A 25,276-nucleotide genomic window follows, 5' to 3' on the forward strand; every position below is an offset into this window, starting at 1 on the left:
ATTTAGCCATATTAGGTTACATTATAATATGATTAAGTGTCATCAAGGAGGCAAAAAAATGGATAAAAGCACCGATAATTTTCGAATTTGGGTAATCGCCGGTATCGCTGGCGTGATCACCAGAGATATTTTCAGCTTAATAGTCAATTTGTTGGGTTTGTCAAAAACATTTATCTGGAATATCGCCGCAGATATATTCGTACACGGTAAAGAAGTTTATACTTTTTGGGGGCATATTCTTGGTTTCATTACCGATATTACAATCGGTGCGGCACTGGGGGTTGCTACCGGATTATTTTTAGAGTGGCGCGGTGCAAAAGATTATCTCCTCAAAGGCGCTGGAGTTGCCCTAATAGCTTGGCTCGGGTTCATTGGTTTAATATTTCATAATATTCCCCAAACAAGATCCATCGCCACGGAGGATGCCTTTTCCAGCATGTTATCCTTTCTTGCCCACCTGCTTTTTGGTCTGGCCACGGTCTGGATCATTCATAAATACGCTTTTCAAAAGGTTCCTCAAAAAAAGGAGGCCCGGGAATACAGGTTCAAACAGCATCTTATTCTCCGGCATGTTCCGGAAGCTGCCAAGAAGCCGATCCGGGTCATCCCGGCTAGGGGAAAGGGATATAAGCATCCCGCCAAGCTGATAAAGGTATCGAGAAAGCTTTCACCAAAGATTTAACCTTTCAAGTCCAGACCAATCAACATGCGTGTTCTATCTAGAAGAATTTGCTGATTTTTCAATATCCTTGTTTTCTAATATCGGTTTATCATAGCCTCTATTGACGCTATGAATCATGGCCATACCCAGTTCTTTCAGAGAAGTAGCGTGCTGAGGGAAAAAACGCCTTAATACGGGATAAAGCCATGAAAGTGCCTGATAATATTTATGGGTATTCTTTAACCCCTTTATGGGATGTATATAGCCCGGGCGAAACATATAGGCGTTTTTGAACGGGAGCCCCAACAGGTCGTTTTCCGTTTTTCCTTTAACTCTGGCCCACATAATTCGCCCCCTCTCTGTATGATCCGTCCCCTCGCCGGACACGTAACAGAAAACCATCTCCGGATTTAATCGTGAAAGCAGGCCTGCCACATATAGGGTAAGGTCATGGGTGATCCGGCTGTATTCCCCTTCTCTCATTCCCACCGATGAAACACCCAAGCAAAAAAAACAGGCCTGATAATGCACTAATTGAGATTCAATGGGAGAAAGATTAAAGAAATTGGTGTGCAATATTTCCCTTAATCTCGGGTGTGAAACACCGCAGGGCCTCCGGTTGATCACTAAGACCTGCTCCACATCCGGATGGCTCAGGCATTGGTGCAATACCCCTTCTCCCACCATACCGGTGGCTCCGGTAATTATCACTCTAATTTTTGATCCTGCGAACGCCATTTTTTGATTCGACCACCCTTCTATTCATATCGCGGGGCCTCTTACCTAAAGCCCATCTCCTGGAATTCCTATCCTTTAACGATTTAAAGCGCATTTCACTGCCTCGCCGGGACGGGCACAAGCATTGCATGAGGTGCATTTCGCCTTGCGGGTGTCTCCCTGTTTCCAGCGTTTTACCAGATCAGCCTGTTTTTTAATTTCAGGCTGGCGATCTGAGTAGGGTCAAATAAAGTTTTCATCTTTCTTTACCTCCTTCATGATCATTTGACAATTTCGGATTACAATTTAATGTTTCTACAACTATCGAAATATATCGACAAAAAAATTTTTCTGCACCGACCCCGAAACAGTCCCTAGGGAACCGTTTTCAAAGGGATTATTTAGACGTATTCCGTAATGATAAAATTTTGCTGACCTCTGTGACCAGCTTTTCATTTACGCGACAAATCAAAAATTTCCCCCTTTTTTCCGTGGTAATCAAGTCTGCGTTCGCTAATTCTTTGATATGATGGGAAATCGTCGGCGCCCCGATGTTCAAACAGTCAATGATGTCCGTCACAAAGCATTCGCCCCCGGTTTGAATACTCGTTTCATGGGCTTGGGCAATTTTTAAATATAATTCTAATCGATTCGGGTTGGAAAGCGCCTTAAATATCTTTGCCATTTGGTTTGTGTCCATTTTACAGCCCCTATACAATTACATTTCGATAAGTTTCGAATTGATTTTAACTTATTCCTCTCTCAATGTCAAGAACAATACTGCCCCTTTTCAGGTAACATTCTTATGAACCTTCATAAAATCTTTACGATGCCTTTACGGTTATACATATCAGAACTGCTCCTGCAATTTTTTCTTCAAACTATCCACGGATATGGCAAAGCCGGTTGCCGGCCCTTCCTTATTTTGCTTATCTAAAGAGGCAAAGACAATCCCTACCACCTTACCCCGACTGTTTATCACAGGGCTGCCGCTGCTTCCTTTATAAATATAACTCAACTTTCCCACCGTCAATTTAGATTGATCTTTGAAAAATTCATATAGTAAACGCACATTAAAATAACAGAAAACCCCCTCGGAATGGTATAATTGAAGTCGACCAAAACCCAATAATACCAGCCGCTAGGAGGTTTCCCATGACCAGTATTATATCAGAAAAAACAAGTAGCGACCAGATGCTTAAGTCTCGTATTGATTGCTTTTTCACCCAGTTAAACCTTTCAAAAATGCTGCTTAAATGCAATTTCTACAAAGAGTCGGGTATCCACTGTACTACAATGCTGAAAGAATTATTTTCGCTGGTCTTTTACGGTAAAAATCTCTATCGAACCTTATCCCTACAAAGCGAAAATATATCTTTTAAGAAAAATACTGCTTATCGATTCCTTAACAACAGCCGTTTCAACTGGGAAAAGCTACTTCAACTGATAATGACACACCTAATATTGCTCATTGATCGGCTAACCGAACAGAATCGTCAATCCGTACTTATTTTTGATGACTCACTTTTTAGCCGTAATCGTAGTAAAAAGGTTGAGTTGCTGGCAAAAGTGTTTGACCACACCAGCCATAAATTCTGTAAAGGGTTCAGAATGTTAACTTTGGGCTGGTCCGACGGGAACACCTTTCTTCCTATTTCCTTCAAATTGTTAAGTTCAACTAAGGACGAAAATGTGCTTTGTGAGGCCAAGTCCATGGACAAACGGACTCTTGCTTACAAACGTCGGGATCAAGCTAGGCAGTCAACTCTTGATGTCATGCTTACCCTTCTTCGTGACGCTAAGGACATACCAGCAAAATTTGTGCTGTTTGATAGCTGGTTCACCATGCCCAAGACCGTGATCCGCGTAAAAAAAGAGCATCGTGATGTCATAGGCATGATCCGTATTACAGAAAAAGTCCATTATCAATACCAAGGTCAGTGGCAGAATGTCAAAGATATATACCAGAGGATTAAACTATCTGATTCTAAAAATATCATCGGTTCGGCTTGCATCAAACTTAGAGAAGATAAATCAGCACCTTCTGACGAATTTATTGATGCTAGAATTGTCTTTATAAAAGACCGCCGATCTGATAATTGGCTTGCCCTTCTTTGTACCGATCTTTCCGTTAGTGAGGAAGAAATCGTTCGAATCTATGGAAAGCGTTGGGATATAGAAGTTTTCTTCAAGGTTTGCAAGTCATATCTTTCCTTGGCTAAAGAGTACCAAGGCCGCAGTTACGACATGCAAGTGGCTACAACATCCATCGTATTCCTTAGATATGCCATGTTATCACAGGAAGCTAGAAACGCCACTGATGATAGAACGTTAGGTGATTTATTTTACTACCTTAGAGAAGAACTGGCAGACATAAAACTCTCGCAATCTCTAATGTTGCTGGTTAATACCCTTCGTCAAGTTCTAACTCAGTTACCTTTGCTCAGTCAGGAAATGGCTGACGAGATTATGAATACATTTTTGAATGCGATACCACATCCTTTAAAACAAAAATTATTGTTGTGTGCGTAACTATATAGATTTTTCAAAGATCAATCAGATATTAACAGCTGGGAAAGTTGTGAATATAACTTTCAATTTTTAAAACAGGCTCCGCCCACTGATCCAGCGTGAGCTGTCCGGAAACCGTTCCCGTAGATGCCACAAAAGGAAAACCCAGAGGATTCCCGATGATGATCACTTTGCTGCCGGGCTTCATATTTGCATCTCTTGCCAGATCCAGCTTAGGCAAATTTTGCCCCTCAATTTTGATTAAGGCCAAATCCACGTCGGGAAAAGACCGCCACTTGGTACTCGCATAAATCTTACCCTGAGAAAACTTTACCAGGACAACTTCCGCGTTATTAACGACATGGGCATTGGTGACGATTAAGCCCTCTGAGTCAATATTAAAGCCGGTTCCCTGGGATTTAACCGTATCGATCATGACCACGGCTTTCTGAAAAGCTTGCACTTCAGGCAGCTGTTTCAATTCCCCGGACTGGGCCAAAAAATTAAGAGGAGGCAGCCCATAATCTTTAAAATAATTGCCCGCAAAAATTGCCAGAAAAGTGACAATTGTGATCAAGCCAATGAATCGGAATACCGGTGTTTTTCTATATTGCGGCTTAGGCTCTGGTATATCTTCTTCCTCAAGGGCTTCATCTTCATTAAGCTCTTCGAACAAATCCGGATCGAGTTCTTCCCTTTGTTTGGCACTTAAAGGGATATCCCAATAGTCGGTTTTCTTATCGATACTGCTCCCCCCATTCCTTGTTCATAGATTCTCATATTGTTCTTTTCGATTAAGAACCCTTTCCTTTATGCTCCAGCGCGCATCATTTTCCTTAGCCTCTTATCACCTGCCTTGGGGAAGGGGTTTAAAAGCAGCGCATTAAAACAAGGATTTTTGTCGCTGCACACAGGATTTAGCTTCTTTTACCATTACCTTGTCTTCCTTGGAAAGCTTACTGCAAAGCAAGGGAGAGTTCTCATCATAATTTTTAATATTTCTTTGAACAGCCTCTTGGCTATAGTTTGCATAGCAGTACAAGCATCCGTGCACACAGGTATTATAGGCGCCAATATCCACACTCGCCAGGCAGCCGCAGGATTTTCTCTGGTTTCTATCTTTTGGGGCCCATATCTTTTCACCCAAAAGCTCTTCGATCAGGATGGGATCGACACATTTTGCCTGCTCAAGTCCATATGCACACAAATCCAGATCCTCTGCACAAGCTTCTATCTTTAGGTGATAAGACTTTGCTATTTGGACCAGCGTTCCGGCCAGATCCCTTTTTTGCTGGTCATCTATTCTGCATACGCCCAGATGATTTAAGTTCTTTTCAGCTTTACGATAAAAGTCCACAAAACTGATGATGCACTTATGGGTATAACCATGCAGTTTAGCAGCAAGAATATCAAAATACTTGATATGGTACGGAACATCCATTTTTTGATTGAGCAGAATCGGGTCATATCTCCAAATTACTCGATTACTTCCGATTCTGTCGGAGAGTCTTTTAAAAATGTGAATGATAGATGCTTTTCTGGACACAGATTGCTCGATTTCAAAATCATACGGATTGATCGTGAAGTGAAAATAATATTGATAATCCTGAAGTAAATGAAGATTTGGGTACATCTTCTCCGGATTTTTCGTCCAGAACACAATACAATCAACGGCATCCCTATTTAAATCAATTTTACTGACCTGGTGCATATTCATCGGGTTCCGGACCAGCACAAATCCTTCTTTAATCCTGTTATAAAACCACTCGCTATAAAATGCCGGTATATCGGTCCTCCGGCTGGCACTAATAATCACATTTCCCCTCCTCCATTCAATTCAGGGACGGTTCTTGAATTGAATTTAGGCTTTAAGAATTTTACAGACCATAGACTGGGAAAGTCCTCCGCACAATTCTCCGATTTCCTTTAGGGTGAGAGAAGAATTCTTTCTTAATTTAATCATTAACTCATATCGTAAACTTTTATCGGTTTTTAAAACATCTATATGAATGCCTTTATCCTGGAGCACTTGGTGTACCACATTTTGAGCAGACGTGTAGGAATCAATATACTCTGCATTTTCTTTAAGAAACAGTAATTTATCTTCCTCTATGTCCATTATTTCCTCATTTGATTCATATTTTAATACATATTTACAGTATTCTTCCAGTGACTTTTTTCTGTTTTCCGACAAGATTCCCAGGACCCTTTCCGTATTTACCAGGCCGGACCAGGTCTTCTCCCTGCCCAAATAACTTCTAAAACTGCTCCATTCATATTCTTCCGGGGACCTGACGATACCAGCTTTTACCGGGTTATTATGAATATAGGCGCTCAGCGCTAGAAGATATCGATCATTCATAACATTTTCACTCTGAAATCTGTCTTGAAATAAATGACCAACCCGTTGATACCTATGATTAAAAAAATAGACATAACTTACGTTGATGCTTTTAATTAACTTGGAAATATCATTTCCATTGTCATTCACCAGCAGATGTACATGATTATCCATGAGGCAGTATGCTTCTAAGATAAAGTTGTACTTTTCCTTCATGCGGTTGAGAATATCGAGGAACCTGATTTTGTCGTCGTCTTTAATAAATATGTTTTTGCGCTCATTTCCCCGCTGGATAATGTGATATGTGGAGAACTCTCCTTTTTCTCTGGCTATTCTTGGCATTTTATTCCCACCCTTAATATAAATATTGAATAACTAAATATTACTATATTCAATTATTCAATTCAAGAACCGTCCCTGAATTTCCACTGGATTCCCATACACCAAGTGGGGTTACCCCACATATGATGGTATATAGCCATTTCTAGGCGGTAAAATCTATGGTTCTAAAAAATATTTCCAATGAGGAGCTTGCGATATTAGCCACCATATTTGCCATTTCCATTTCTAAAGACGTTGCCCCGGATGATGTGAGTATCTTAGGGGATTTTTTTACAATTGTTGGGGATGTTCTTTCACTGCTTGGAGAAGAAAGGTAGACAGGCAAGGAATCTAATTTGTCATCATCTGTAATATGAATATTTTTATGCGCATTTCCCCGCAGGTAATGTGGTATATGGTGTTTTATTCCAGATAAAAATAAAAAAATTGAATGCCTAAATATGAAACCATATTTAGGCATTCAATTCAAGAACCGTCCCTGAATTTCCTATTCTTTGTAGGAGCAGCAGTAGTCGGCCACAGTCTTTAAAATCAGCTTAAACTTGGAGTTTGCCGGAACAATAAAACTGTCGCCCTCTCGATAGGTCTTGAAGGTAGTTTCCCCCGGCAGGCAGACATCCATCTCACCGCCCAATATTTCCATTAATTCTTCTGCACCTGTGCCAAACTCATAATCGCCGGGCAGCATGATCCCCAGGGTTTTTCGCTCGCCGCTCTCCGTGTAAATGGTTCTACTGGTTACCTTGCCGTCGAAGTAGACATTTGCCTTTTTGACGATTCTCGCATTCTTGAATTCCATGATTTTCCCCTCCCGATAATTTATTTATTCAATTTTGGGTATGGTTGGAATACATGTTAAGTAAGTTAGGCGGATTGCTTCAGCAAGGCCGTTTATTTGTCCTCCAGCTGCATTTCCACCTCGGCCATCCGGCCCTTTACCATTTCTTCAGGAATATAGATTTCTCCACACTGGGGACACTTGAGAATATCGGTGCAAAAGCTGTGCCCCAAATAAGTGAAATAGGTTTTTTTCGGCTCCAGCTCTTTTTGACACTGACAGCAAATGATCACTTTGTTTTCCGCCATCGGCTAAGCCTCCTCTATGCTCATGCGGTGGCTGTACCCGTTGATCAGCTCAAAGCCATGGTCTGTAGGCCGGTATTCAACCCAATAAGTAAGATGGCCGATGCGCAAATGTCCTGTGAAATGACCGGACTCCGGGTTGAAGACTTTTCTTCCGCTGCTTTCGCAGTATGCGATCACAGCTTCCAGATCCGTTTCCAATATCATTTCCCGGTTCAGCTTTTCTTTGAGCTGGGGTGCAATATGCAGATTAATGTTATTTTCTCTTTGCTCCATCTTGGCTTCATCCTTCCAAAACTCACTCAGCACTTGGCGTTTGAGGCTGATCCGGTTACTTCTCCGTTCTGTAACGGTAGGCGGCACCCGGCCTGAGTCGTGTAATCCAAACAAAATATCCAATACGTGATAGACTGGTTTTTTAGCGGCGGCAAAAATGTCCCGGCAGTTGATGCAATAGGCGATGAAGGGGTAGTCATTTTCCGTAATTCTTGCTTTGACGACTTCCCGGGCAAAGGAAGGATTGGCGATGGACACCTGACCGCCCCAGCTACAGCACCGGGCAAGTTTTCCCTCGTAGGGCAGGGGTTCCAGACGGAAGCCGGCCTGTTGGGCAAGTTTCCGGATGGTTTGCTGCACTTCCGGTTCCTTCCGGCTGGCACAGGGGTCAAAAACCGAAACGGTTTCTCCGGCCCCGTCCTTCAAGGGGGAAATTCCTAGTTCTAAGATCAAATCATAGAGAAACACGCCCTCAATTTCCGGCAGATATCTTTGAAACATTTGTTTGCACGTGGGACAAGCAAAGACGGCAGTTGGTTTTCCCAGGGAAATCCAATCCTCCCGCAGCTTGGCAATGACTTCCCCGTGCAGGGAATCATCCCCCGCCCAATCGGCGGGAGCGCCGCAACAGCCCAGCATCAGGGCGGTATCGGCATGATGTGCCCGTAAAAAGCGGTAACTTTCCGTCACGTAACGCGGGTCCGAGGCGCCCAGCTGACAGCCGGGAAAAAACACATACCGGCTCTCCTGATACCCGTCCGGAAGCCTGCACAGGGCCGCCGCCTCTCCGTTGGTAAATGCCATATCCCGCAACCAGAAATCATGGAATACCCAGGGCATGGCCTTATTCTCCCGCATCGCCCGGTGGCTGTGCAGGAGAAACTCCCCTGTATCAATGCCCAGGGGGCAAATCTCTTTGCACAGGCCGCACTGGTTGCACGTGGAAATCAGGCGTGTGGCCACGGTACCGTTTCCGTCCAGAGTGCCAGGATGAACCGTAACCTCAACCTCTTCTCCGATCCGTTTCGGGTATTTACCGAAATACCGCATCAAATCACAGTGGCGCATACAAACGTCACAGGAGCATTTCAGGCAGCGCTTTGCCTCATCCACGGCATGGTCCTGGGTGAAGGCTTTCCCTTCAGAAGGCCGCACAGGCGCCAAAGGGGTAATCCATTCCGGGTTGAGTTGAATTCTCGTTTCCCTTTTTTCCTCAGGCTGATTCATACTGCCCGCCTTGAGATACCGTTCGATGGCATTTACCACGTGGAGTCCGTCGGCGATGGCCTCTATGATGTCTCTGCCGCAAAGTTCACCACCCAAAAAAACGCCGGGTTTGTTGCTGGCAAAGGCGCCCCTTTCGTCCCGTTGCAGTCCGAAATCCGTCCCCCCTGCGCCGGTGGCCACGTATATGGCGTCAAAATCCAGTTCGTCCAGGCTGGTAATTTCTCTATTTAAACACAGGGTATAGCTTTCATAGGCGAACTGCCGCTCGATGTCGGCTAAAAAAACTTCCGGGGGCAAAAGATCCCAGAGATGCCCGCCCATCCGCCCGGACTTTTCAAAAACAGTGACCTGATATTTTTTCGCTGCCAAGCGGAGGGTACAGGCCAGGCCGCTGATACCGGCGCCTATCACGGCTACCTTTTTATCTTTGGGAGGCAAATTGTATTGATTAGGATTTAAGTTCCGGGCATACTTTAGGGCGGCTTTTTCCAGCAGCTTCATGGCAATGGCTTCGTCCTTCAACCGTCTGGGACACACGTTTTTGCAGGGCTCCCCGCATAATGCGGAGACAATGCCGGGAAATCCCACCGCATTGAGATAGGTCCTGTACGCAGCATTAAAACCGCCCCGCTGTATCTTGGGCATAAAGTCCCGGATATCCAGCTGAAAAGGGCAGGCCGCAGTGCAAAAAGCCGGTTCGTTCTGCAAACAAGTTTTGATTTCCTCTTTAAACTTTTCCATATGCTGCTCCGTTATAAAAGATAAAAGGTTCTTCTCTATATTATATATTAGTTTAAACCTAAAATGGGTTTAGATGCACGTTAATTTGGAATTAGTATCATTGTTGCGCCCGAACGGCACAGGTTCGGCCAGTTCGGGCGCACACAATGATTGATGGATTAGAAGAATCTTTCCGCAGAGGCACCGCCCAGCGGGATAAAGAAATCGTCGCCGCCGAACTTAACGGGATTTGCCTTGATCTCTTCCAGTTCATCGTACAGTTCGGAGCCGAGGAAGTATTTCTGGGGCGGTTCCACCTTTCCGCCGGCAGCGATGATATTCAGCCCGGCCTTTACTTTTTCAGGCGTAGCGGGCATCTCGTAAACCCGTACCCCGCAGGCATTGTTAATGGCGTTGAGGACAGCCATATGCCCGGAGGACTGGAAGGCCTCGGAAGCGCCGGAGGAGCCGAAGGGTCCCTCCTCATCGGGTCTTTCGAAATGAATCACGTTAATTTCATCCGGAATGTCCAGAATATAGGGCACACCGGCGCCAGCCATATTGGCATGCTTCTTTACGTCATGGTAGTTTTCGCTGAGGGCGAAACCGATGCAATGGGAAATGCCCCCGTAAGCCTGGCCGTTCACGGCGTCGATGTTGCCCACCCTGCCTACGTCATCCACGCAAGTGAAACGGAGGACCCGGGTTTTGCCGGTAGCGGTGTCAACCTCTACCTCTGCCAGATTCAAGCAATAGGTGTATGCGGGAGTGGGATCGCCGATGCCGGTATTGGGATCCAGGCGGCACAGTCCGGGAACAGATACGGTCTGATATTTGCCGTAATATTTGGTCTCAAGGCCCGCCGCCACCATCTCGTCATAGGTCCGGTAAGTGCCGTCGGGTTTGCGCATGGCGTTCAGCAGTTTTTCGGCAGCGACAATCGTCGCTTTGCCGCTCATGAAATGGGTGCGGCTGGCGCCGGACATACCGCTGTCCGGGCAAAGCTTGGTATCGTTTTGTACCAGCCTGATGCGGTCGGGTGTCACACCCAGGGGCTTGAGGGCTTCCAGGGTCAGCATCAGGGAGCCGATATCGCCGCCCTGACCTAATTCTTGATAAGTGTCATATTTGATGAAGGTGTTGTCCGGAGCCAGTTCGATGGCCGCAGAAGCACTGTCGGTACCGCCTTCGGTGACGTTGAAGCCGCCCCAGGAAATTCCCACACCGCGGCGCTTCGCGGGAGTATCGGCGGCTTTCGCTTCTTGCACCGCCTTCTCATAAATGGGCCGCATCATCTTCATCATTTCCTCCATGGGATACTGGCGGAAAGGATAGCTGTTAATATTGGTGTCGCCGGGCCGGGCAATGTTTCTCCAGCGGAACTCAAAGGGATCGATGCCCGCTTTTTCCGCCAGCATGTCCATCAAGGCCTCAGACAGAGTGTAGGCCTGGGGAGAACCATAGCTGCGGTAAGCGGTACCAAAGTTATGGTTGGTGTTGGCGATGCGCACCAGACCGGCCACATGGGGTACCTTATATGGGAAGAAGGAGAAACGGGCAGGTTTGGTCATAATATCGTCGCCGCCCCAGGAATAAGCCCCATGGTCCATACCGATGTCAAATTCGGCGGCGGTAATGATGCCGTTTTCATCACAGGCCACCCGGCCGTTGGAATAGCTGGGGCACCGCTTCCCGGAGAAATGCTGATGCTCCTCATAGCTCATGGAGAGAGCCACCGGCATCTTGGTGACCACTGCGGCAGCGCCTGCAAGGCAAATGTCGCCGGCATTGGTGGACCAGCCGAAACTGGCTCCCGTGGGATTCAATACGATGCGCAGCTTATCCTTGGGAACACCGAGGGAATTCCCGATCCGTCCGATAGACGAGTAAACACCCTGGGACTTGCACTGGATGGTCAGATAGTCATCTTCATCAAAGTAAGCCTGAACGGTGGTGCCTTCGATGGTCAAATGGGGTTCCCGGGTGGAATGGAAGCTGCCGGATACGCTATGCGCAGAATTGTCTATCACTTCCTGCACCTTGGCGGGATCTTCCAGTCCCACACCCTTCATTACCGGCTGCATGGAGAAAATGTTGGGCGTATCCTCGTGGACCCGCATGGCATCAGGCATTACGGCATCCAGATAGCTCAAGTATTCCGGAAGCTGTTCAATTTCAACCTTGATCTTGGCCGCTGCGGCGCGGGCGTGGTCCTTGGTGTCGGCAACGGCAAGGGCGACCACATCGCCATAACGGAAGATCTTATCTTCTGCCAGGATCTTCCGGCTGGGGACCATAACCGTGGTGCGCTCATGGAACTGACCCTCGGCCATCATATTGGTACCGCCGGCTTCTTTAAGTTCTTTATGCGTGATAATTTTCACAACTCCGGGCATAGTTTCCGCTTCGGAGGTATCTATCTTGAGAATCTTGGCATGATGGGCAATTCTGGGCTGGGCTACCGCCACATGGAGGGTTTCCGCCGGCATCTTCAGTTCCTGATCGTCTCCATAGTCGGCCAGTCCGCATACCTTGGCCAGTGCCGTAGGACGGACAACGGGCTTACCGTAATACTCGTTGTCTTCAGGAAGCTGGAAGGTAATATCTTCAATGGACGCCTCGCCGCGGACAACCTTTGCCGCTGCCATTACGGCGTCAACAATCTGTTTGTAGCCCGTACACCGGCAGACATTGCGGTGTTTCTGGAACCATTCCCGGACTTCTTCCCGGGTGGGGTTATTGTTTTCCAGGAGCAGACCGTAGGCGGAGACAATAAAGCCGGGAGAACAGAAGCCGCACTGTACAGCACCGCAATTCATCCATGCTACCTGCACAGGATGCAAGTTGTTGGGAGTACCAATGCCCTCAATGGTGATGACCTTGCTGTACTCTTCCACAGTCCGCATCTTCTTTGTGCAGGAACGGATCACCTTTCCGTCCAGTATTACTGAACACGATCCGCATACACCGGTGCCACAGCCAACTTTCGTGCCTGTCAGGCCCATGCGGCGCAACACATCAGCAAGGGAATCCTTTTCCGGATTGCAGGCAAACACGCGATTTGCCCCGTTGATGTTAAGCCACATTTTTCTTAGCTTCATGTACATGTACCTCCATTTTATTTATATTATGAACCCACCAACCCGGCGGATGATGGGAATCATCCAAGAGTGATCCACGTTCCGTGCCACGATTTTATAAAAACCTTTGACCGGCACATATTTTTATTATGATAAAAAAACAAAAAACCTATTCTGGAAAGCAGAATAGGTCGAATTAAATCCTACTATCGACGATAACCTATCTCCTTCCCACGCTGGGAGGCACATCTGTTTCCAGCTATACCCTAGTGGCCGGAAATTCTTAGCATCTAAATCGTTCTGCCTTAGAATAACCAGCTCGGAGGTTTCTTTCGTTATCCATCAATAGTCTATCTTGGCTGACATATATTGTCAATATTCTTGAAAAAGTATAACGGTCCTTGGGTCCCTAAGGGCGGAGGACCGTCAGATATGGGTAAAAATCAGACTTGAAGGGCACTGTCTCCCGATTCCCCCGTTCTAATCCGGATCGCGTCCAGCACATCGTAAATGAAGATCTTTCCGTCACCTAAATTGCCCGTACCGGCCTTTGCGGTAATAATTGAAATAGCTTTTTCCAGCACCGCATCAATCACGACCACTTCAATTTTGATTTTGGGAATGAGATTCACACTATAAGAATTGCCCCGGTAGGATTCTTTGATCCCCCTTTGCAGACCGCAGCCAATGACATTGGTCACGGTCATGCCTTTGATACCGGCCTGATCCAAGGCATCTTTTACATCGTCCAATTTTGACGGTCTCATAATGCACTCAATTTTTTTCATCATGCCAGCTCCTCATCTTTATAAAATTGCACTAGGAACAACTAACCGGTTACCATTTTGCTGGTCACCAAGGATCCCCCCTGAGAAAGTTCAGACGGCTCCCAAATCAGGTCAGTGCCCAAGACAGCATCCCCATAGGCTTTCTCCCCGTGCAGGCACAGGTCCAGGCCCATTTCTTCCTCTTCTCCCACGGATCTGAGGGGCACAAACAAAGAAATCAGTTTCAGAATCACAAACGTAGCCACTACGGCAACAGCAACCGTTGCTCCAATGGCGATAAGCTGAGAGGCAACTAAGGAGGGATTTCCGTAGAAAAGTCCGTCTGCGCCCAGGGGGTTAACTGTTTTGGTAGCAAACAGCCCGGTGGCAATTGCTCCCCATGTACCGCCTACTCCGTGTACCCCAAAGGCATCTAAGGCATCATCATACCCTAATTTCTTTTTGACCACCACCACGGCCAGGTAGCAAACAACCCCTCCCACGAATCCGGTGGCCAAAGCGGCCAGGGGAGTAACAAAGCCAGCAGCCGGGGTAACGGCAACCAATCCTGCTACGGCACCACTTGCCGCACCTAAAGAAGTCGGTTTTCCGTTGTGTACCCATTCTGTTAAAACCCAGGCCAGAGCAGCCGCAGCCGCGGCAGAATTGGTATTGACAAAAGCCACTGCCGCAAGACCATTTGCCCCCAAAGCACTTCCGGCGTTAAACCCGAACCAGCCAAACCATAAAATTCCTGCTCCTAAAACCGTCATTGGTAAATTATGGGGAGCAAAACCCGTCTTTTCCGATTTTGTTCTGGTCCCGATCACCAAGGCGGCAACCAGCGCAGATACCCCTGATAAAATATGGACCACAGTCCCTCCGGCAAAATCCAGGGCGCCTAATGTTCTAATCCAGCCTCCCACACCCCAGACCCAGTGGGCGATGAGAGAATAGGCGGTCAGGGACCAAATTAAGATAAATGCAATATACGCGCCAAAACGCATTCTTTCTGCAATGGCGCCGGAAATCAAGGCTGGGGTGATGATAGCGAACATCATCTGGAATCCCATGAAAACCAGGGCAGGAATCGTTCCTGCATAATCGGCGTTGGGTTCTATTCCTACCCCTCTTAACCCGATCCAGGATAAATTTCCGATCAGACCATGCACATCCGGTCCGAAAGCCAAAGAAAAACCGGCCAGAACCCAGGAAATAGAAACAAGAATGATGGCGACATAACTATGCATCGTCGTACTTAAGACATTTTTCTTTCGCACCATACCTCCATAGAACAGGGCCAGTCCGGGAGTCATTAAAAGTACCAGGGCTGAACAAACTAAAACCCAAGCAGTATCACCAGTATCAATGGTCATTTTTTATTCCTCCTTAAAAGTCTCGAAAATAAAAAACTCTCAGAAATCGTGCACCCATTTCCAAGAGCTTCGTTGCTCCTCGTCAGCATATACAACGCTGCATACGCCCAATAAAAAAACGCCTTCCAAAATTGAAAGGCGTCATTGCCGTTTGAAAGATACTTCATTGTATCTGATAAAAATTATGCCACATTCCAGTTCCTTTGTCAACAACTTCCTGATGCCATCGCCCAACAATAAGCGCAGCGAAAGCCCTGGATGAATTCGGAGATATTCCGGCACCTGAGAAATCCGTTCCGGAGAAGAAATAGGACCGGCTTCCGGTCCCTAAAACTATTAATGAAACAGCAAGCTTAAAGTCCATCCTAAGCACATGGTAAGAAAGGAGATAAATAAAGTCGCCCACACCGGCAATCTATTCCTTAAACTGTTGATGGCCTCCCATAACTGTTTATGTGCTTCCCTATTTTCTTCGGCATTGCTGTCAATCTTTTCGCCCAATGCGACGATGTTCGCGCAAGTTCCGCTGTGTTCTTTACAGACTTCTTCTCCGCTCATAGGCGTCCCCTCTTAAAATTCATAAAAAAATATGCAGCGATTAACGAGCGTTAAAAGAGTAGGCTATACTTTATTATATTATCGGGTTGTCCCAAAAGTGTCAGAATGGCCTAATTTCTTCTCACCTGCCCAAAGTACCGTCATTCTCAGCTAAATCCCTGCTCTTTCAAACGAGAAACCGTCGAGAAACAACAGTCACTTTAGCGATCTGTCATTCTTCTGCCCTCCTGCGGGGTCCAAATATTTCAATCGATCGACACCGGTACCGGTAATTTGGTAGTTAATCACTAATTCCCCTTTTGGGCCAAATGCTACCCGGCCCACCTCTATCATTCCCACCGCACACAAGGAGCTTAAATGTTGAGAAATCATCCTCTGATTAAACTGGCGTTCATTTTGATATTCTTGCTGAAGGTCCCGCCGGATATCATGAAGCGAAACTTCACCTTCCACCCCGGAAATGTAGGATAATATGCGGGATTTGAGCGGTAATAAATCTGCCATCTTCTTTTCTCCTCCTAATTCCTTAATTTTAGTAATTCTTTGGGGTTCGCTACCACCATCAACGTGCCTAAAGTGATGATGCAAGCCCATAAAGCCGCCCACATCTTGTGTAGGCGACCTGCTCCCGATCATTTCCGGGAGCGAAAATATTTCACCCATTGGTCTTTGTCCGTCTTTGAGCTCAGCTAATTTTTTTTAACTGAATCCCGAACCTCTTCATCCGGTAGTGCAAATTTTGCCGTAGCATGCCCAGTTCCTCCGCGGTTTTTGTGATGTTCCCCTTGTTTTTTTGCAGGGTGTCTTCAATCAACTTTTTTTCAAATTCCATCAGCATGGCGCGCAGGGTCCCTTTCCCGGCTAAGGAGGGGAAGTTTGACGGGGATTTTAATAACCGGCCCTGAAAATATTCCGGTAAATGATGGAGCCGTAAAGTCTTTTCATCCGGCTCCACAACATTCATGGCGCTTTCTACGATATTTTCCAGCTCCCGGATATTTCCCGGCCAATCATAGCGCTCAAAAAGGTAAATTAAATCTTCGGAAATGATGTTAATAAACAAGCCAAATTTGGTATTGAACTTTTTAATAAAATGCCAGGTGAGAATTTTCATATCCTCTTTTCTTTCCCGTAAAGGTGGGATCCGCATGGTCACCGTGGCCAGCCGGTAAAAGAGATCCCATCGAATGGCCGGCTCTCGCACCGCATCAAGAGGATCCATATTTGTGGCACTAATGATCCTGCAGTTTACCGGAATCTCCCCTTTGCTGCCGATCCTTCTGATCACCTTATCCTGGAGCACCCGTAAAAGCTTGGCCTGAAGCAGCAGGGGCATGGAATTGATTTCGTCCAAGAAGATGGTGCCTCCCTCAGCTTGCTCAAAAAGGCCCGGAATATCGGATGCTCCGGTGAAGGCCCCCTTCACCGTTCCGAATAGGACGCTTTCCAGTAGGGTGTCTGGAATCGCCGCACAGTTCACGGGAACAAAGGGTCCTTTAGAAAAGCAGCTGGCGTTGTGAATGCCGTGGGCAAAAAGCTCCTTCCCAGTGCCGGTTTCCCCCACAATTAACACGGGAGAATCATGGCCGGCAACCTTCCGGGCCAGAAAAACCGTTCTTTGAATACTCTCACTGTCACCGATAATATCCTCCAGGAGATAGCGGGCCCGGTCCTGGTGATTATTTTCTTCCCGGAGCAATTTTTTTTGCATCTCCATGGTAATGGTAATAAAATCGTTGATCTGATTGAGATTTCGGGCAATCGTATAAATCGCGGCCAGTTGACCCTGATCATAAAAAGGAAATGTGCTAAATATGATGTCTGCCGTACGTCCATTGGGTAATTTATATCGATAGGGCTGTTCGATCAAGGGTCTGCCGGTACTTAATATTTTTTTTGTTACATCCCTGGACCAGGAATAATCCGGGTATACGGCATCCTCTTTCTTTCCTAAAACATCTTCCCTTTTCATCCCTTCAATTTTTTCCGTTTCACAATTGTACAGAATGATTTCGCTTGCTTCATTGATGCAAAATACGGATTCGTGCATGTGATCAATGATGCTTTTTAACAATTGGTTTTCCTTTTGGAGGGCATTTTTCTCCTGCTCAAGGGAATTCATGCGCACCTGATCCATCTTTACCATATTTAGACCTCCCAGACATTTCAGCTATTGATACTTTCCCATCCGGTCTGTTTCCTTTCACCCTTGATCCGGTCCTATCCCCCGCTACCCTTGTTTGTTGCGGATAGATTCCCAAAATAATTCCCAGGTATCGTGAACGGCTTTTTTATAAGTACTGAGATCATAGTAATGGGACAAAACATACAACCCGTCCGCAAAACAGTAAAAGGCCGTCTGAAGCTTCTCGATAGGATCGTTTCTGAGGATTCCTTCCTTAACTCCCTGGGCAAAAGCAGGTCTCAGCAATTGAGAATACCTTTCTTCGTAAAAGATCAAAATGGCTTGGGTTTTGTCTTTTAAGTTTTCCGGAGGAAAAATGGCATTTCTTTTGTAAAAAACCGCTTGATCGCGGTGATGCTCTATCTCTTCCAAATGGTTGTGCAGGATTGTCTGCAGCAGCTCTTTTATGCCCTTATTTTCCACCCTGTTTTTCAATTCTGCCAGATCTTTTAGCTTTTCATTGACGACATCATCAAAAAGACTGAGAAATAATTGCTCTTTACTTTCAAAATGCGCATAAATGGTGGATGCCCTGATATTGGCCTGTTTGGCAATCTCCGCCACAGAGGTTCCCTCATACCCCTTATGCACAAAAAGGATCAGGGCTTCCTGCTTAATCCGGTCTTTCGTCATCTCTGCCCTCCTAACGAACGTTCGTTTTTTTCATTATAAAAAATTTTCCCCTTTCCGTCAACCGGTGGGCCGTTCCATGGCCCGGGGAATTTGTCCCCTCCGGATGGGGAGCACGCTATTGGGCGCACGCACTGATGGCTTGAAGAAGCAATCCAATGCCCTGCTTGATTTGCTCCAAGGAGGGGTAGGAAAAACATAAGCGGATATAATTTTCCCCCTTTGTGCCGTGGGGAAAAAAGACAAATCCCGGCAGGAAGTTGATCCCCATCTTGGCGGCTGTGATCAGCAAGGCGTTCTGGTTCACGTGATCGGGCAGCCGACACCACACGTAAAAACCGCCGGCCGGTTTCACATAGCTGATGCCTAGGTCCTTTGCCCTTTCCAACTCGGTACAGATCAAATCTCTCTTTTCCGCATAATACCGGCAAAGCCCTCTGATTTTTTTCTCATAAAGGCCTTTTTCAATAAAAGCACTCATCAGATACTGATTCAGGCTGTTTACAAAAATTAAGCTAAAAGCGGTGAGACTATGAAATTTTTCAATGATCGGCTGGGGAGCTACCACATAGCCAAAGGTCATCCCCGGCGCAAAAGTCATGGCAAAGGAATCCAAATAAATCACATGCTTATGCTTGTCTAAAGCTTTTAAAGGGGGAATAGGAGTTCCTTCGTAGCGCAGATCGAAAAACCAGTCTTCTTCAATAATAGGGATATTGTATTGATAGGAACAATCCAGCAACTGGTATCTTCTGTCCAGGCTCATCACGGTCCCGGTAGGATTATGAAAAGTGGGGAAAGTATAAATCAGTTTGGGGTGATATTTTAGGATCAGCTTCTCCAGGCAATCTGTCATCATCCCCTGCTCATCCATGGGAATGGTGATAATTTTTGCCCCCCGGAAGCGTAAATAGCGATAGACATCCGGTCCTACCGGCTCTTCCACAATGATGCCGTCTCCCGGGTTAATTAGTATTTTGGTCAGATAATCCAGGACCTGGCTGGTCTCCAGGACGATATGAATTTCATTGGGCGTGGCCGTGATCTGGCGGTCTCTCAGCAATTTGGCAATATTGCTTCTCAGAACAGCTACTCCTTGGCTGGAACAATAGCTGAAGATATCAATTTCCTTCGAGTTGATCAACTCCGTAAAAATCTCTCGAATCTCCTCTTTGGGATAGACATCGGGAGAGGGAATCACGCCTTGAAAAGAAATGCCCTTGGGAATGGTTGATTCGTGAAACAATTGGTCGTTCAGGTGGCTAACATCCTGATTCGTCAAATGCTCCCAGGGTATCCTGGATTTTTTTCCCCGCATGGTCCCCTGGTTATAAAACACCTCATAGGTGACGGAATAATACTGTCCTTTGGTAGAATTGATCAGGCCGTCCGCCTTTAATTCCTGATAGGCCCGAATAATGGTGTTCCGGTGCACATCCAGTTTTTTGGCTAGTTCTCTTTCGGAAGGAAGAATAAATCCGTGGATTAATTCACCATTGACAATCATTTCTTTGATCTGATTTTTAATTTGCAGGAATAAGGGGGTTTTATTTTTTCGGTAAATGCTTATTCTCATGGGCACATCTCCATCATTGAAATTATTTGTGGATTGCCGCTCGTATCTATTCCCGTGCAAATCATTGATGGTGGGTAAATCCTTCCCGCACATTGGCGAAACGGATATTATTTCGACGTATCATGGCTAATTTCCTGTAACGTGATCCGATTGCCTCGGCCAAATAAAAAAAGGGCAGGCATTTTTCCCATACCTGCCCGCCTCTTATGCAAAATGTTTCACCGGATCAACCCAAGTCATAACCGTCCCCGGGAAAAATCAGCGGTGCTCCCGGGCCATCTTGGAGACAACAAAACAACCGATAAATGAGGGTATGCTGATTTAAGCGGCACCGGGGAAAATGCCTGTATTTCCGGAAGATCGCTTTCGCTACGGTATCCAGGGCAATTTCTTCCCCCTGGTCCTTTGAGATTTGGGGTACCACGATTCTGCCCGGAAGGCTGTCTTCGTTCAGCGTAAGAAAATCAACTTCCCCGTTTACCAGGGCCGGCACCCCGCTCAAGGCGTCTACCAAGACAATTTCCCTGCTTTCCCGGTTTTTTTTCAGAACGGTGAACGTGGTATTCATTTCCGCATAGTAATAAGGCCGGTAAAGAATTGCCCTTTCGGCAGATTCGGGAATTTTCGCCAGCCGAAACCGGTTATATTGCTTTAGTTTTTTCCTGATCGCCTCTTCCAAAGGAATAAGGGGACGTATTATTTCCATCGTTTTTTCCATCATCGTAGAATATTATGCTTGTCTTACTCTATTTTCAATTTCTTCTACCGTGAGATTCAAGGAATCCAAAAACTCCAGCTTTTCTTTCGGCGGCGGCGGCGTCAGGTAGGATACCACAAGCAAAACCACCAAGGATACGATGGAACCGATAATCATGGGGTGCACAGCTCCTAACAGGCCGCCGATTTTTCCATACCAGAGGTAATTTCCTGCCACGGCCACCACTGATCCTATAATAACCGCCCACAAGCCGCCGTATGCATTCACTCTCCTGTTGTACATACCGAGAATAATCGGGAAAAATGTGCCGGCGCCGCACACCAGATTGGCTAGTACAATTACCTCTACCACGCTTTGGATCAAATAGGACGCCACTAAGGAAATAACGGCAATGCAAACCGTAGCAACCCGGGAAGCCCAGAGCAGCTTTTGATCGTCCACGTCTTTGTTATAGAATCTTTTATAGAGGTCGATGCTGAAGATGGCTGTAGAAGAGTTCAAGGCTGAAGAAGCGCAGTTCATGGTGGCGGACAAAATGGCCGCCAGCAGCAAGCCTTTGACCCCAATGGGCAAGACCTGTGTAATCACCGTGGGCAGGGCCATCTCCGTATCCTCCAGCCCCGGCGCGATCACGAAAGCGATAATGCCAATGATCGAAACAATAGCGGCATAGAAAATATAGTTTACGCCTGTATACAAATAGGCAAACCGGGCGGTAGACTCATCCTTGGCCGCAAATAATCTTTGGATATAGGCTTGATTTGTCGCATAGGAAAAGAAGCACAGGGCGATCCAGCCCAGTGGGTCGCTCCAGCCCATGGCGCCGATATCCCAATAGGATGACGGTACGGTACTGACTATATGGGACCAGCCGCCCGCTTTAGGGATACCGATTAATACGGCCAGCAGTACACCGCCCATGAGCACCATATAATGCATAATATCAGTCCAGATAACAGCAAGTAAACCTCCGGCAGCCGTGTAAAGCACAAAAACCGCCGTCGATACGATCAGGGTATATTCCTTCGGTATTCCCGTCAAGGTAGTAAATGCCAAAGCGGCGACAATGATCTGCGCCGTAATACCTAATGCGTTATTTAATAAGGACGCTATTGCAGTAATAATCCTGGTTTTTTCATCATACCTTTTTTCCAGTAATTCAGGTACCGTGGTGAGCGCTAATTTTCTGAATCCTCCCGCCATGGTAACGCCCAAGATAATCCAGGCCGGCACCGCGCACAAGTTCCACCATCCGCCGGCAATCCCCAGGGAATAAGAGAGCCCAGCCGCACCTACGAGACTGGAACCGCCAATATCTGCCGCGGCAGTACTAACCGCCGATTGAAACTTGCCGACTTTCCCTCCCCCAATCAAATAATCCTCCGTGGTATGGACTTTTTTCGTTGCCATTTGACCAATCACAATGGTACCGATAAAATATGCCGCAATGATCACCCAATCAAAGACACTTATTCCTGACATTGATTCCCCTCCCTAATTTTATTTATCTCGTCTAAAGGTTCCGTAATTTTAGGAAAAGTATGGTTGGTTCTAGTAAACTATTTTGCCCTCCTTGATCACATGACACAAATCTTTTTGCATCACGTCGACATCTTCGTCCGGATTGCCGTCCACCACAATTAAATCCGCATATTTACCCGCCTTAACGGTGCCTAGCTGATCCTGGAGCAGCACAATTTCCGCGCTGTATTTGGTCGCCTGCAGAAGCATCTCAATATTGTCAAAACCCAGGAGCCTTTTTCGTGCCACAAACTCATAACCCGGGTGATTCTTCAGGCTTTCAAAGTCAATATCGGATCCCCAGCCCAGCTTCAGCCCTGCCTGATAGGCATTTTTCGTGCAGATGCGGGTTGCTTCCGTCAGGGTATCAACCTTATCCCACATATGGTCGGGAATAAGCGACGGGTCGTCCACCGTCACCATATCAATGGCCATGGTCGGCACCATGAAGCAATTTTCATTCCCTTTGAGCAGGGATATGCCTTGTTCATCAATGAAAGAGGCATGCTCAACGGTTCTCACCCCCGCGCGGATGGCTAGCTTGATTCCCTCTACGCCGTGGCAATGGGCGGCTACATAGCTATTCTTCATTTTTGCCACGTTGACGGCCATAGCCAATTCCTCAAAGGAAGCAATTGTCTCTCCCGGCACTCCGCCTTCATTGTAGAAGGCTCCGGTTCCCATGATTTTAATAAAATCCGCCCCTTTTTGGAATTCTTTCCGGCACGCTTTTTGAGTCTCCTCAGGGCCGTCGGCTTCCGCATAGAGGGCCTTGAAAGTATCATTCCCTCTCTCAGTGGGTGTGACAATGAGACCTGAGGCGATCATCCTGGGCCCGTCCACAATTCCCCTGTTGATGGCATCCCTTAAGGCAATAGCGGCATTAAATCTGCTGCCGCAGTCCCGTACAGTGGTATACCCTTGTCTCAGATATTCCCGTCCGAATTCATAGGCTTCAAAAAGGATTGTTCCGGCGTCCTTTGTTTGCATTTTGTTAGCATCCTGACTTCGGCAATCGATATGGGCATGCAAATCGAACAGGCCCGGAATCACCGTTTTGCCGCAGACATCAATTTCCGCACAGGCTGCGTCAAAGTGAGAGCCTACCTCTTTGATGGCCTTGATGTACTTGCCCTCAATCAAAATATCCGCGTACTGGTTCGCATAATCCTCGGTCAACTCCCGCACAAGCCTACAGTTTTTTAAGACGATCATGTTTTTTACCCCCACGTTCCCTTACCAAGATAGTAACACTGTAATGCCAGTGATAACTTTTTCCCTCCTCTCTTTACCCCACTTCATGTTTTTGACAGAGACACAACTTGGTTGTTGTTTATATTTATTCTATTTTAATTAAGGCCACATAAAAGTACCAAGGTATGAAAATTTTGATGTGCCAGTTTGGCAAAAGCATTCGTCCTCTTTCCTTCCGCACAGCATCCCTGGAAAGGTGAGACGAAGGAAGATTCTTGATTTATTTCAGAAGCTTTTCCCGGCCAAACCGGAATATTTTTTCCAGCTCTTTTTCCTGGTCTTCATCAAGCACCTGTTGATGACTCTTGATCATTTCCCCAACTTTTATTTTTGCCTTTTCCATGATCGTCTTTTTCTCGGCATTGATCCACATTGAGTAATCTTCATAATTAACCAGCTTTCTGTTTTTGGCATATAACTCTCTGCTCCGCATATACTCCAGGGTATTCCCGTGCATGATTATTTCCGTGCCCTGATTTATTTTGTCTTTTATGGCTTCAAACCCCAAGTCAATTTCATCATCCTGTAAAGCGGTCAAACTGTGCAAAGCCGCGGAAAATATTTCCGCGTCAATCACCATTTGTTCATAAGACATGGCAATTCCTTTACTGATATCGCCCACGCCGGATAAATTATGTGCACCTGCCCATGCGGGCAAAATAATTTCCATCATTTTTTCAAAGGCCATTTGCTGGTCCCCCATAATGGCATTGGTTCCCGCCCCGTACACATCGGCGGGAAGTCCGTAATATTGTGCCATTTGCACGGCTGCAGCAGAACAGACCGCCTCGTTGGGCGTCCCCACCACAACGATCCCTTTGGCTAAATCCGCACTGCACAGCCGGGCGCAATAAATCATTTTTGCTTCCGGGTCAACTAACCTGGCGAGAACAAAAGTCGCCAGCATCTCCGCATTTTGCAGTGTCAAACCGCCCAGCATGGTAACGGGTGCCGTCAACCCGGTAATGGGACAGGGGGTGCAGCATACCGGCAAGCCCTTTTTCACCAAATAGATCATAATTTCCGTTTCATCTTTCCCCAGAATTAAAGGGCTCACCGGTGAGATAAAAGCAAAGGAGAGGGGCTTTTCCGCCATTTCTTTTTCGCTTTTCCGGAATAACATTAACATTTCGTAGGTAAGTTCCGCTTCCGTGATGCTCCCTGCTCCTGAAATATCTAATGGTTTGGTGGTATATTTTAATGCTTCTTTGTTTGCATAGAATAAAGACAATCTTTGATCAATGTCCTGGGGATAGACGGGAGTGACAAGATTATCGACAATATCCAGACCGTCCAGCACTTTGATCATATCGATGCAGTCCTGTCTGTTCGCATCTCGCAAAGCACCTGTCTCCCCATCAATAATACCGGTGGCCCCGCCCATATTATGCACATGGATCTCATCCTGCTGAAAGGCAACTCTTTTGCCCGTCCGGGAATACAAGGCGATCTCGTCCTGTTTCAAGGAAATCGCTTCATGAACCAGCTTTCGGGGAAGATACACCCGGTTCCGGTCAACCGGGCATCCGGCATCGGCAAACAATCTTCTCGCCTCATCCCCTAAGACTTCCACGCCTAATTTTCCCAGCATATCCATGCTTCTTTCATGGATCCTTTCCATCTGTACATCTTCTAATACTCTGTAACTGCTGATATTTCTCTTTTTCATGGTTGATCACGCCACCCCACATCCAGTACTCGATTTCTCTGATATTTATTCTAGGGCAAAGGAG

24 protein-coding genes and 1 riboswitch are annotated in these 25,276 nt (G+C 46.5%); of the genes, 3 read left to right on the forward strand and 21 right to left on the reverse strand.

Annotation, left to right across the window (positions count from 1 at the left end; genetic code table 11):
• Window positions 1–58 precede the first annotated feature (58 nt).
• Window positions 59–682, forward strand: a complete 624-nt coding sequence (locus tag DCMF_RS08435) for a hypothetical protein (protein ID WP_148134018.1) — start codon at window positions 59–61, stop codon at window positions 680–682.
• A gap of 33 nt (window positions 683–715) precedes the next feature.
• Here the strand turns inward: DCMF_RS08435 and DCMF_RS08440 are convergent, their stop codons facing one another.
• The 3 genes from DCMF_RS08440 to DCMF_RS29130 form a co-directional block, all read right to left on the reverse strand.
• Complete coding sequence (locus DCMF_RS08440; protein WP_148134019.1) at window positions 716–1,399, reverse strand: NAD-dependent epimerase/dehydratase family protein; 684 nt, start codon at window positions 1,397–1,399, stop codon at window positions 716–718.
• Between the two features lie 376 nt (window positions 1,400–1,775).
• Window positions 1,776–2,078, reverse strand: coding sequence for an ArsR/SmtB family transcription factor (locus DCMF_RS08445; protein WP_148134020.1), 303 nt, complete (start codon window positions 2,076–2,078; stop codon window positions 1,776–1,778).
• A gap of 150 nt (window positions 2,079–2,228) precedes the next feature.
• A complete protein-coding gene (locus tag DCMF_RS29130) occupies window positions 2,229–2,396 on the reverse strand; it encodes a trypsin-like serine protease (RefSeq protein ID WP_214659197.1) in 168 nt (55 codons plus the stop codon).
• Window positions 2,397–2,533: 137 nt separating this feature from the next.
• Here DCMF_RS29130 and DCMF_RS08455 point away from each other — a divergent pair, with 137 nt between their 5' ends.
• Window positions 2,534–3,910, forward strand: a complete 1,377-nt coding sequence (locus DCMF_RS08455; RefSeq protein WP_148134022.1) for an IS4 family transposase — start codon at window positions 2,534–2,536, stop codon at window positions 3,908–3,910.
• Window positions 3,911–3,941: 31 nt separating this feature from the next.
• Here the strand turns inward: DCMF_RS08455 and DCMF_RS08460 are convergent, their stop codons facing one another.
• From DCMF_RS08460 to DCMF_RS08470, 3 genes are all read right to left on the reverse strand, one after another.
• Window positions 3,942–4,565 (reverse strand): S1C family serine protease, encoded by a 624-nt coding sequence (locus tag DCMF_RS08460; RefSeq protein WP_148134023.1) that lies wholly within the window; start codon window positions 4,563–4,565, stop codon window positions 3,942–3,944.
• Between the two features lie 207 nt (window positions 4,566–4,772).
• Window positions 4,773–5,705 (reverse strand): DUF1848 domain-containing protein, encoded by a 933-nt coding sequence (locus tag DCMF_RS08465; protein WP_148134024.1) that lies wholly within the window; start codon window positions 5,703–5,705, stop codon window positions 4,773–4,775.
• A 45-nt stretch (window positions 5,706–5,750) separates the two neighbouring features.
• Window positions 5,751–6,572, reverse strand: coding sequence for a transposase (locus tag DCMF_RS08470; RefSeq protein ID WP_148134025.1), 822 nt, complete (start codon window positions 6,570–6,572; stop codon window positions 5,751–5,753).
• Between the two features lie 158 nt (window positions 6,573–6,730).
• On the opposite strand from DCMF_RS08470, the gene DCMF_RS29135 reads away from it, so the two are divergent.
• A complete protein-coding gene (locus tag DCMF_RS29135) occupies window positions 6,731–6,889 on the forward strand; it encodes a hypothetical protein (protein WP_214659198.1) in 159 nt (52 codons plus the stop codon).
• 170 nt (window positions 6,890–7,059) lie between these two features.
• Here DCMF_RS29135 and ppnP read toward each other — a convergent pair whose 3' ends face one another.
• The 15 genes from ppnP to DCMF_RS08550 all read right to left on the reverse strand — a co-directional run bounded on the left by ppnP (window position 7,060) and on the right by DCMF_RS08550 (window position 25,212).
• Entirely contained in the window at window positions 7,060–7,374 is a 315-nt protein-coding gene (gene ppnP, locus DCMF_RS08480; protein ID WP_148134027.1) for a pyrimidine/purine nucleoside phosphorylase, read from the reverse strand.
• 89 nt (window positions 7,375–7,463) lie between these two features.
• On the reverse strand, window positions 7,464–7,658 hold the full coding sequence (locus tag DCMF_RS08485) for a DVU_1557 family redox protein (RefSeq protein ID WP_148134028.1): 195 nt from the start codon (window positions 7,656–7,658) through the stop codon (window positions 7,464–7,466).
• Window positions 7,659–7,661: 3 nt separating this feature from the next.
• Window positions 7,662–9,899: a pyridine nucleotide-disulfide oxidoreductase/dicluster-binding protein gene (locus DCMF_RS08490; RefSeq protein WP_148134029.1), complete on the reverse strand. Its 2,238-nt coding sequence runs from the start codon at window positions 9,897–9,899 to the stop codon at window positions 7,662–7,664.
• Between the two features lie 158 nt (window positions 9,900–10,057).
• Window positions 10,058–12,979: a molybdopterin-dependent oxidoreductase gene (locus tag DCMF_RS08495; RefSeq protein WP_148134030.1), complete on the reverse strand. Its 2,922-nt coding sequence runs from the start codon at window positions 12,977–12,979 to the stop codon at window positions 10,058–10,060.
• Window positions 12,980–13,166: 187 nt separating this feature from the next.
• Window positions 13,167–13,295, reverse strand: a riboswitch (molybdenum cofactor riboswitch).
• A 106-nt stretch (window positions 13,296–13,401) separates the two neighbouring features.
• Window positions 13,402–13,746: a P-II family nitrogen regulator gene (locus tag DCMF_RS08500; protein WP_148137802.1), complete on the reverse strand. Its 345-nt coding sequence runs from the start codon at window positions 13,744–13,746 to the stop codon at window positions 13,402–13,404.
• A gap of 41 nt (window positions 13,747–13,787) precedes the next feature.
• Window positions 13,788–15,101, reverse strand: coding sequence for an ammonium transporter (locus DCMF_RS08505; protein WP_148134031.1), 1,314 nt, complete (start codon window positions 15,099–15,101; stop codon window positions 13,788–13,790).
• Window positions 15,102–15,437: 336 nt separating this feature from the next.
• Complete coding sequence (locus tag DCMF_RS08510) at window positions 15,438–15,659, reverse strand: hypothetical protein (RefSeq protein ID WP_148134032.1); 222 nt, start codon at window positions 15,657–15,659, stop codon at window positions 15,438–15,440.
• A 195-nt stretch (window positions 15,660–15,854) separates the two neighbouring features.
• Window positions 15,855–16,163, reverse strand: a complete 309-nt coding sequence (locus DCMF_RS08515; protein ID WP_148134033.1) for a DNA-binding protein — start codon at window positions 16,161–16,163, stop codon at window positions 15,855–15,857.
• Window positions 16,164–16,344: 181 nt separating this feature from the next.
• The gene (locus DCMF_RS08520) at window positions 16,345–17,805 is read right to left on the reverse strand and encodes a sigma-54 interaction domain-containing protein (protein ID WP_148134034.1); all 1,461 of its coding nucleotides are present in this window, start codon (window positions 17,803–17,805) and stop codon (window positions 16,345–16,347) included.
• 84 nt (window positions 17,806–17,889) lie between these two features.
• Window positions 17,890–18,477 carry a TetR/AcrR family transcriptional regulator gene (locus DCMF_RS08525; RefSeq protein WP_148134035.1) on the reverse strand — a complete coding sequence of 196 codons (588 nt, stop codon included), beginning with the start codon at window positions 18,475–18,477 and terminating at the stop codon, window positions 17,890–17,892.
• A 115-nt stretch (window positions 18,478–18,592) separates the two neighbouring features.
• Complete coding sequence (pdxR, locus tag DCMF_RS08530) at window positions 18,593–20,050, reverse strand: MocR-like pyridoxine biosynthesis transcription factor PdxR (protein WP_214659199.1); 1,458 nt, start codon at window positions 20,048–20,050, stop codon at window positions 18,593–18,595.
• A gap of 226 nt (window positions 20,051–20,276) precedes the next feature.
• A complete protein-coding gene (locus DCMF_RS08535; protein ID WP_214659200.1) occupies window positions 20,277–20,756 on the reverse strand; it encodes a hypothetical protein in 480 nt (159 codons plus the stop codon).
• Window positions 20,757–20,780: 24 nt separating this feature from the next.
• The gene (locus DCMF_RS08540) at window positions 20,781–22,250 is read right to left on the reverse strand and encodes a sodium:solute symporter family protein (RefSeq protein ID WP_148134038.1); all 1,470 of its coding nucleotides are present in this window, start codon (window positions 22,248–22,250) and stop codon (window positions 20,781–20,783) included.
• 69 nt (window positions 22,251–22,319) lie between these two features.
• The gene (locus tag DCMF_RS08545; RefSeq protein ID WP_148134039.1) at window positions 22,320–23,504 is read right to left on the reverse strand and encodes a metal-dependent hydrolase family protein; all 1,185 of its coding nucleotides are present in this window, start codon (window positions 23,502–23,504) and stop codon (window positions 22,320–22,322) included.
• Window positions 23,505–23,763: 259 nt separating this feature from the next.
• Window positions 23,764–25,212: a trimethylamine methyltransferase family protein gene (locus tag DCMF_RS08550; protein WP_148134040.1), complete on the reverse strand. Its 1,449-nt coding sequence runs from the start codon at window positions 25,210–25,212 to the stop codon at window positions 23,764–23,766.
• Window positions 25,213–25,276: the final 64 nt, after the last annotated feature.

The sequence above is a fragment of the Candidatus Formimonas warabiya genome (assembly GCF_002777255.1).
Taxonomy (GTDB): Bacteria; Bacillota; Dehalobacteriia; order Dehalobacteriales; family Dehalobacteriaceae; genus Formimonas; species Formimonas warabiya.

What these genes read in the sequence shown, in the direction of transcription:
- DCMF_RS08525 (WP_148134035.1), bottom strand. Translation starts at nt 18,477, where the DNA reads ATGACGAAAGACCGGATTAAGCAGGAAGCCCTGATCCTTTTTGTGCAT.
- DCMF_RS08455 (WP_148134022.1), top strand. Translation starts at nt 2,534, where the DNA reads ATGACCAGTATTATATCAGAAAAAACAAGTAGCGACCAGATGCTTAAG.
- DCMF_RS08505 (WP_148134031.1), bottom strand. Translation starts at nt 15,101, where the DNA reads ATGACCATTGATACTGGTGATACTGCTTGGGTTTTAGTTTGTTCAGCC.
- DCMF_RS08515 (WP_148134033.1), bottom strand. Translation starts at nt 16,163, where the DNA reads ATGGCAGATTTATTACCGCTCAAATCCCGCATATTATCCTACATTTCC.
- DCMF_RS08445 (WP_148134020.1), bottom strand. Translation starts at nt 2,078, where the DNA reads ATGGACACAAACCAAATGGCAAAGATATTTAAGGCGCTTTCCAACCCG.
- DCMF_RS08435 (WP_148134018.1), top strand. Translation starts at nt 59, where the DNA reads ATGGATAAAAGCACCGATAATTTTCGAATTTGGGTAATCGCCGGTATC.
- DCMF_RS08500 (WP_148137802.1), bottom strand. Translation starts at nt 13,746, where the DNA reads ATGAAAAAAATTGAGTGCATTATGAGACCGTCAAAATTGGACGATGTA.
- DCMF_RS08540 (WP_148134038.1), bottom strand. Translation starts at nt 22,250, where the DNA reads ATGTCAGGAATAAGTGTCTTTGATTGGGTGATCATTGCGGCATATTTT.
- DCMF_RS08535 (WP_214659200.1), bottom strand. Translation starts at nt 20,756, where the DNA reads ATGGAAATAATACGTCCCCTTATTCCTTTGGAAGAGGCGATCAGGAAA.
- pdxR (WP_214659199.1), bottom strand. Translation starts at nt 20,050, where the DNA reads ATGAGAATAAGCATTTACCGAAAAAATAAAACCCCCTTATTCCTGCAA.
- DCMF_RS08550 (WP_148134040.1), bottom strand. Translation starts at nt 25,212, where the DNA reads ATGAAAAAGAGAAATATCAGCAGTTACAGAGTATTAGAAGATGTACAG.
- DCMF_RS08510 (WP_148134032.1), bottom strand. Translation starts at nt 15,659, where the DNA reads ATGAGCGGAGAAGAAGTCTGTAAAGAACACAGCGGAACTTGCGCGAAC.
- DCMF_RS08440 (WP_148134019.1), bottom strand. Translation starts at nt 1,399, where the DNA reads ATGGCGTTCGCAGGATCAAAAATTAGAGTGATAATTACCGGAGCCACC.
- DCMF_RS29135 (WP_214659198.1), top strand. Translation starts at nt 6,731, where the DNA reads ATGGTTCTAAAAAATATTTCCAATGAGGAGCTTGCGATATTAGCCACC.
- DCMF_RS08485 (WP_148134028.1), bottom strand. Translation starts at nt 7,658, where the DNA reads ATGGCGGAAAACAAAGTGATCATTTGCTGTCAGTGTCAAAAAGAGCTG.
- DCMF_RS08470 (WP_148134025.1), bottom strand. Translation starts at nt 6,572, where the DNA reads ATGCCAAGAATAGCCAGAGAAAAAGGAGAGTTCTCCACATATCACATT.
- DCMF_RS08520 (WP_148134034.1), bottom strand. Translation starts at nt 17,805, where the DNA reads ATGGTAAAGATGGATCAGGTGCGCATGAATTCCCTTGAGCAGGAGAAA.
- DCMF_RS08490 (WP_148134029.1), bottom strand. Translation starts at nt 9,899, where the DNA reads ATGGAAAAGTTTAAAGAGGAAATCAAAACTTGTTTGCAGAACGAACCG.
- DCMF_RS08545 (WP_148134039.1), bottom strand. Translation starts at nt 23,504, where the DNA reads ATGATCGTCTTAAAAAACTGTAGGCTTGTGCGGGAGTTGACCGAGGAT.
- DCMF_RS08495 (WP_148134030.1), bottom strand. Translation starts at nt 12,979, where the DNA reads ATGAAGCTAAGAAAAATGTGGCTTAACATCAACGGGGCAAATCGCGTG.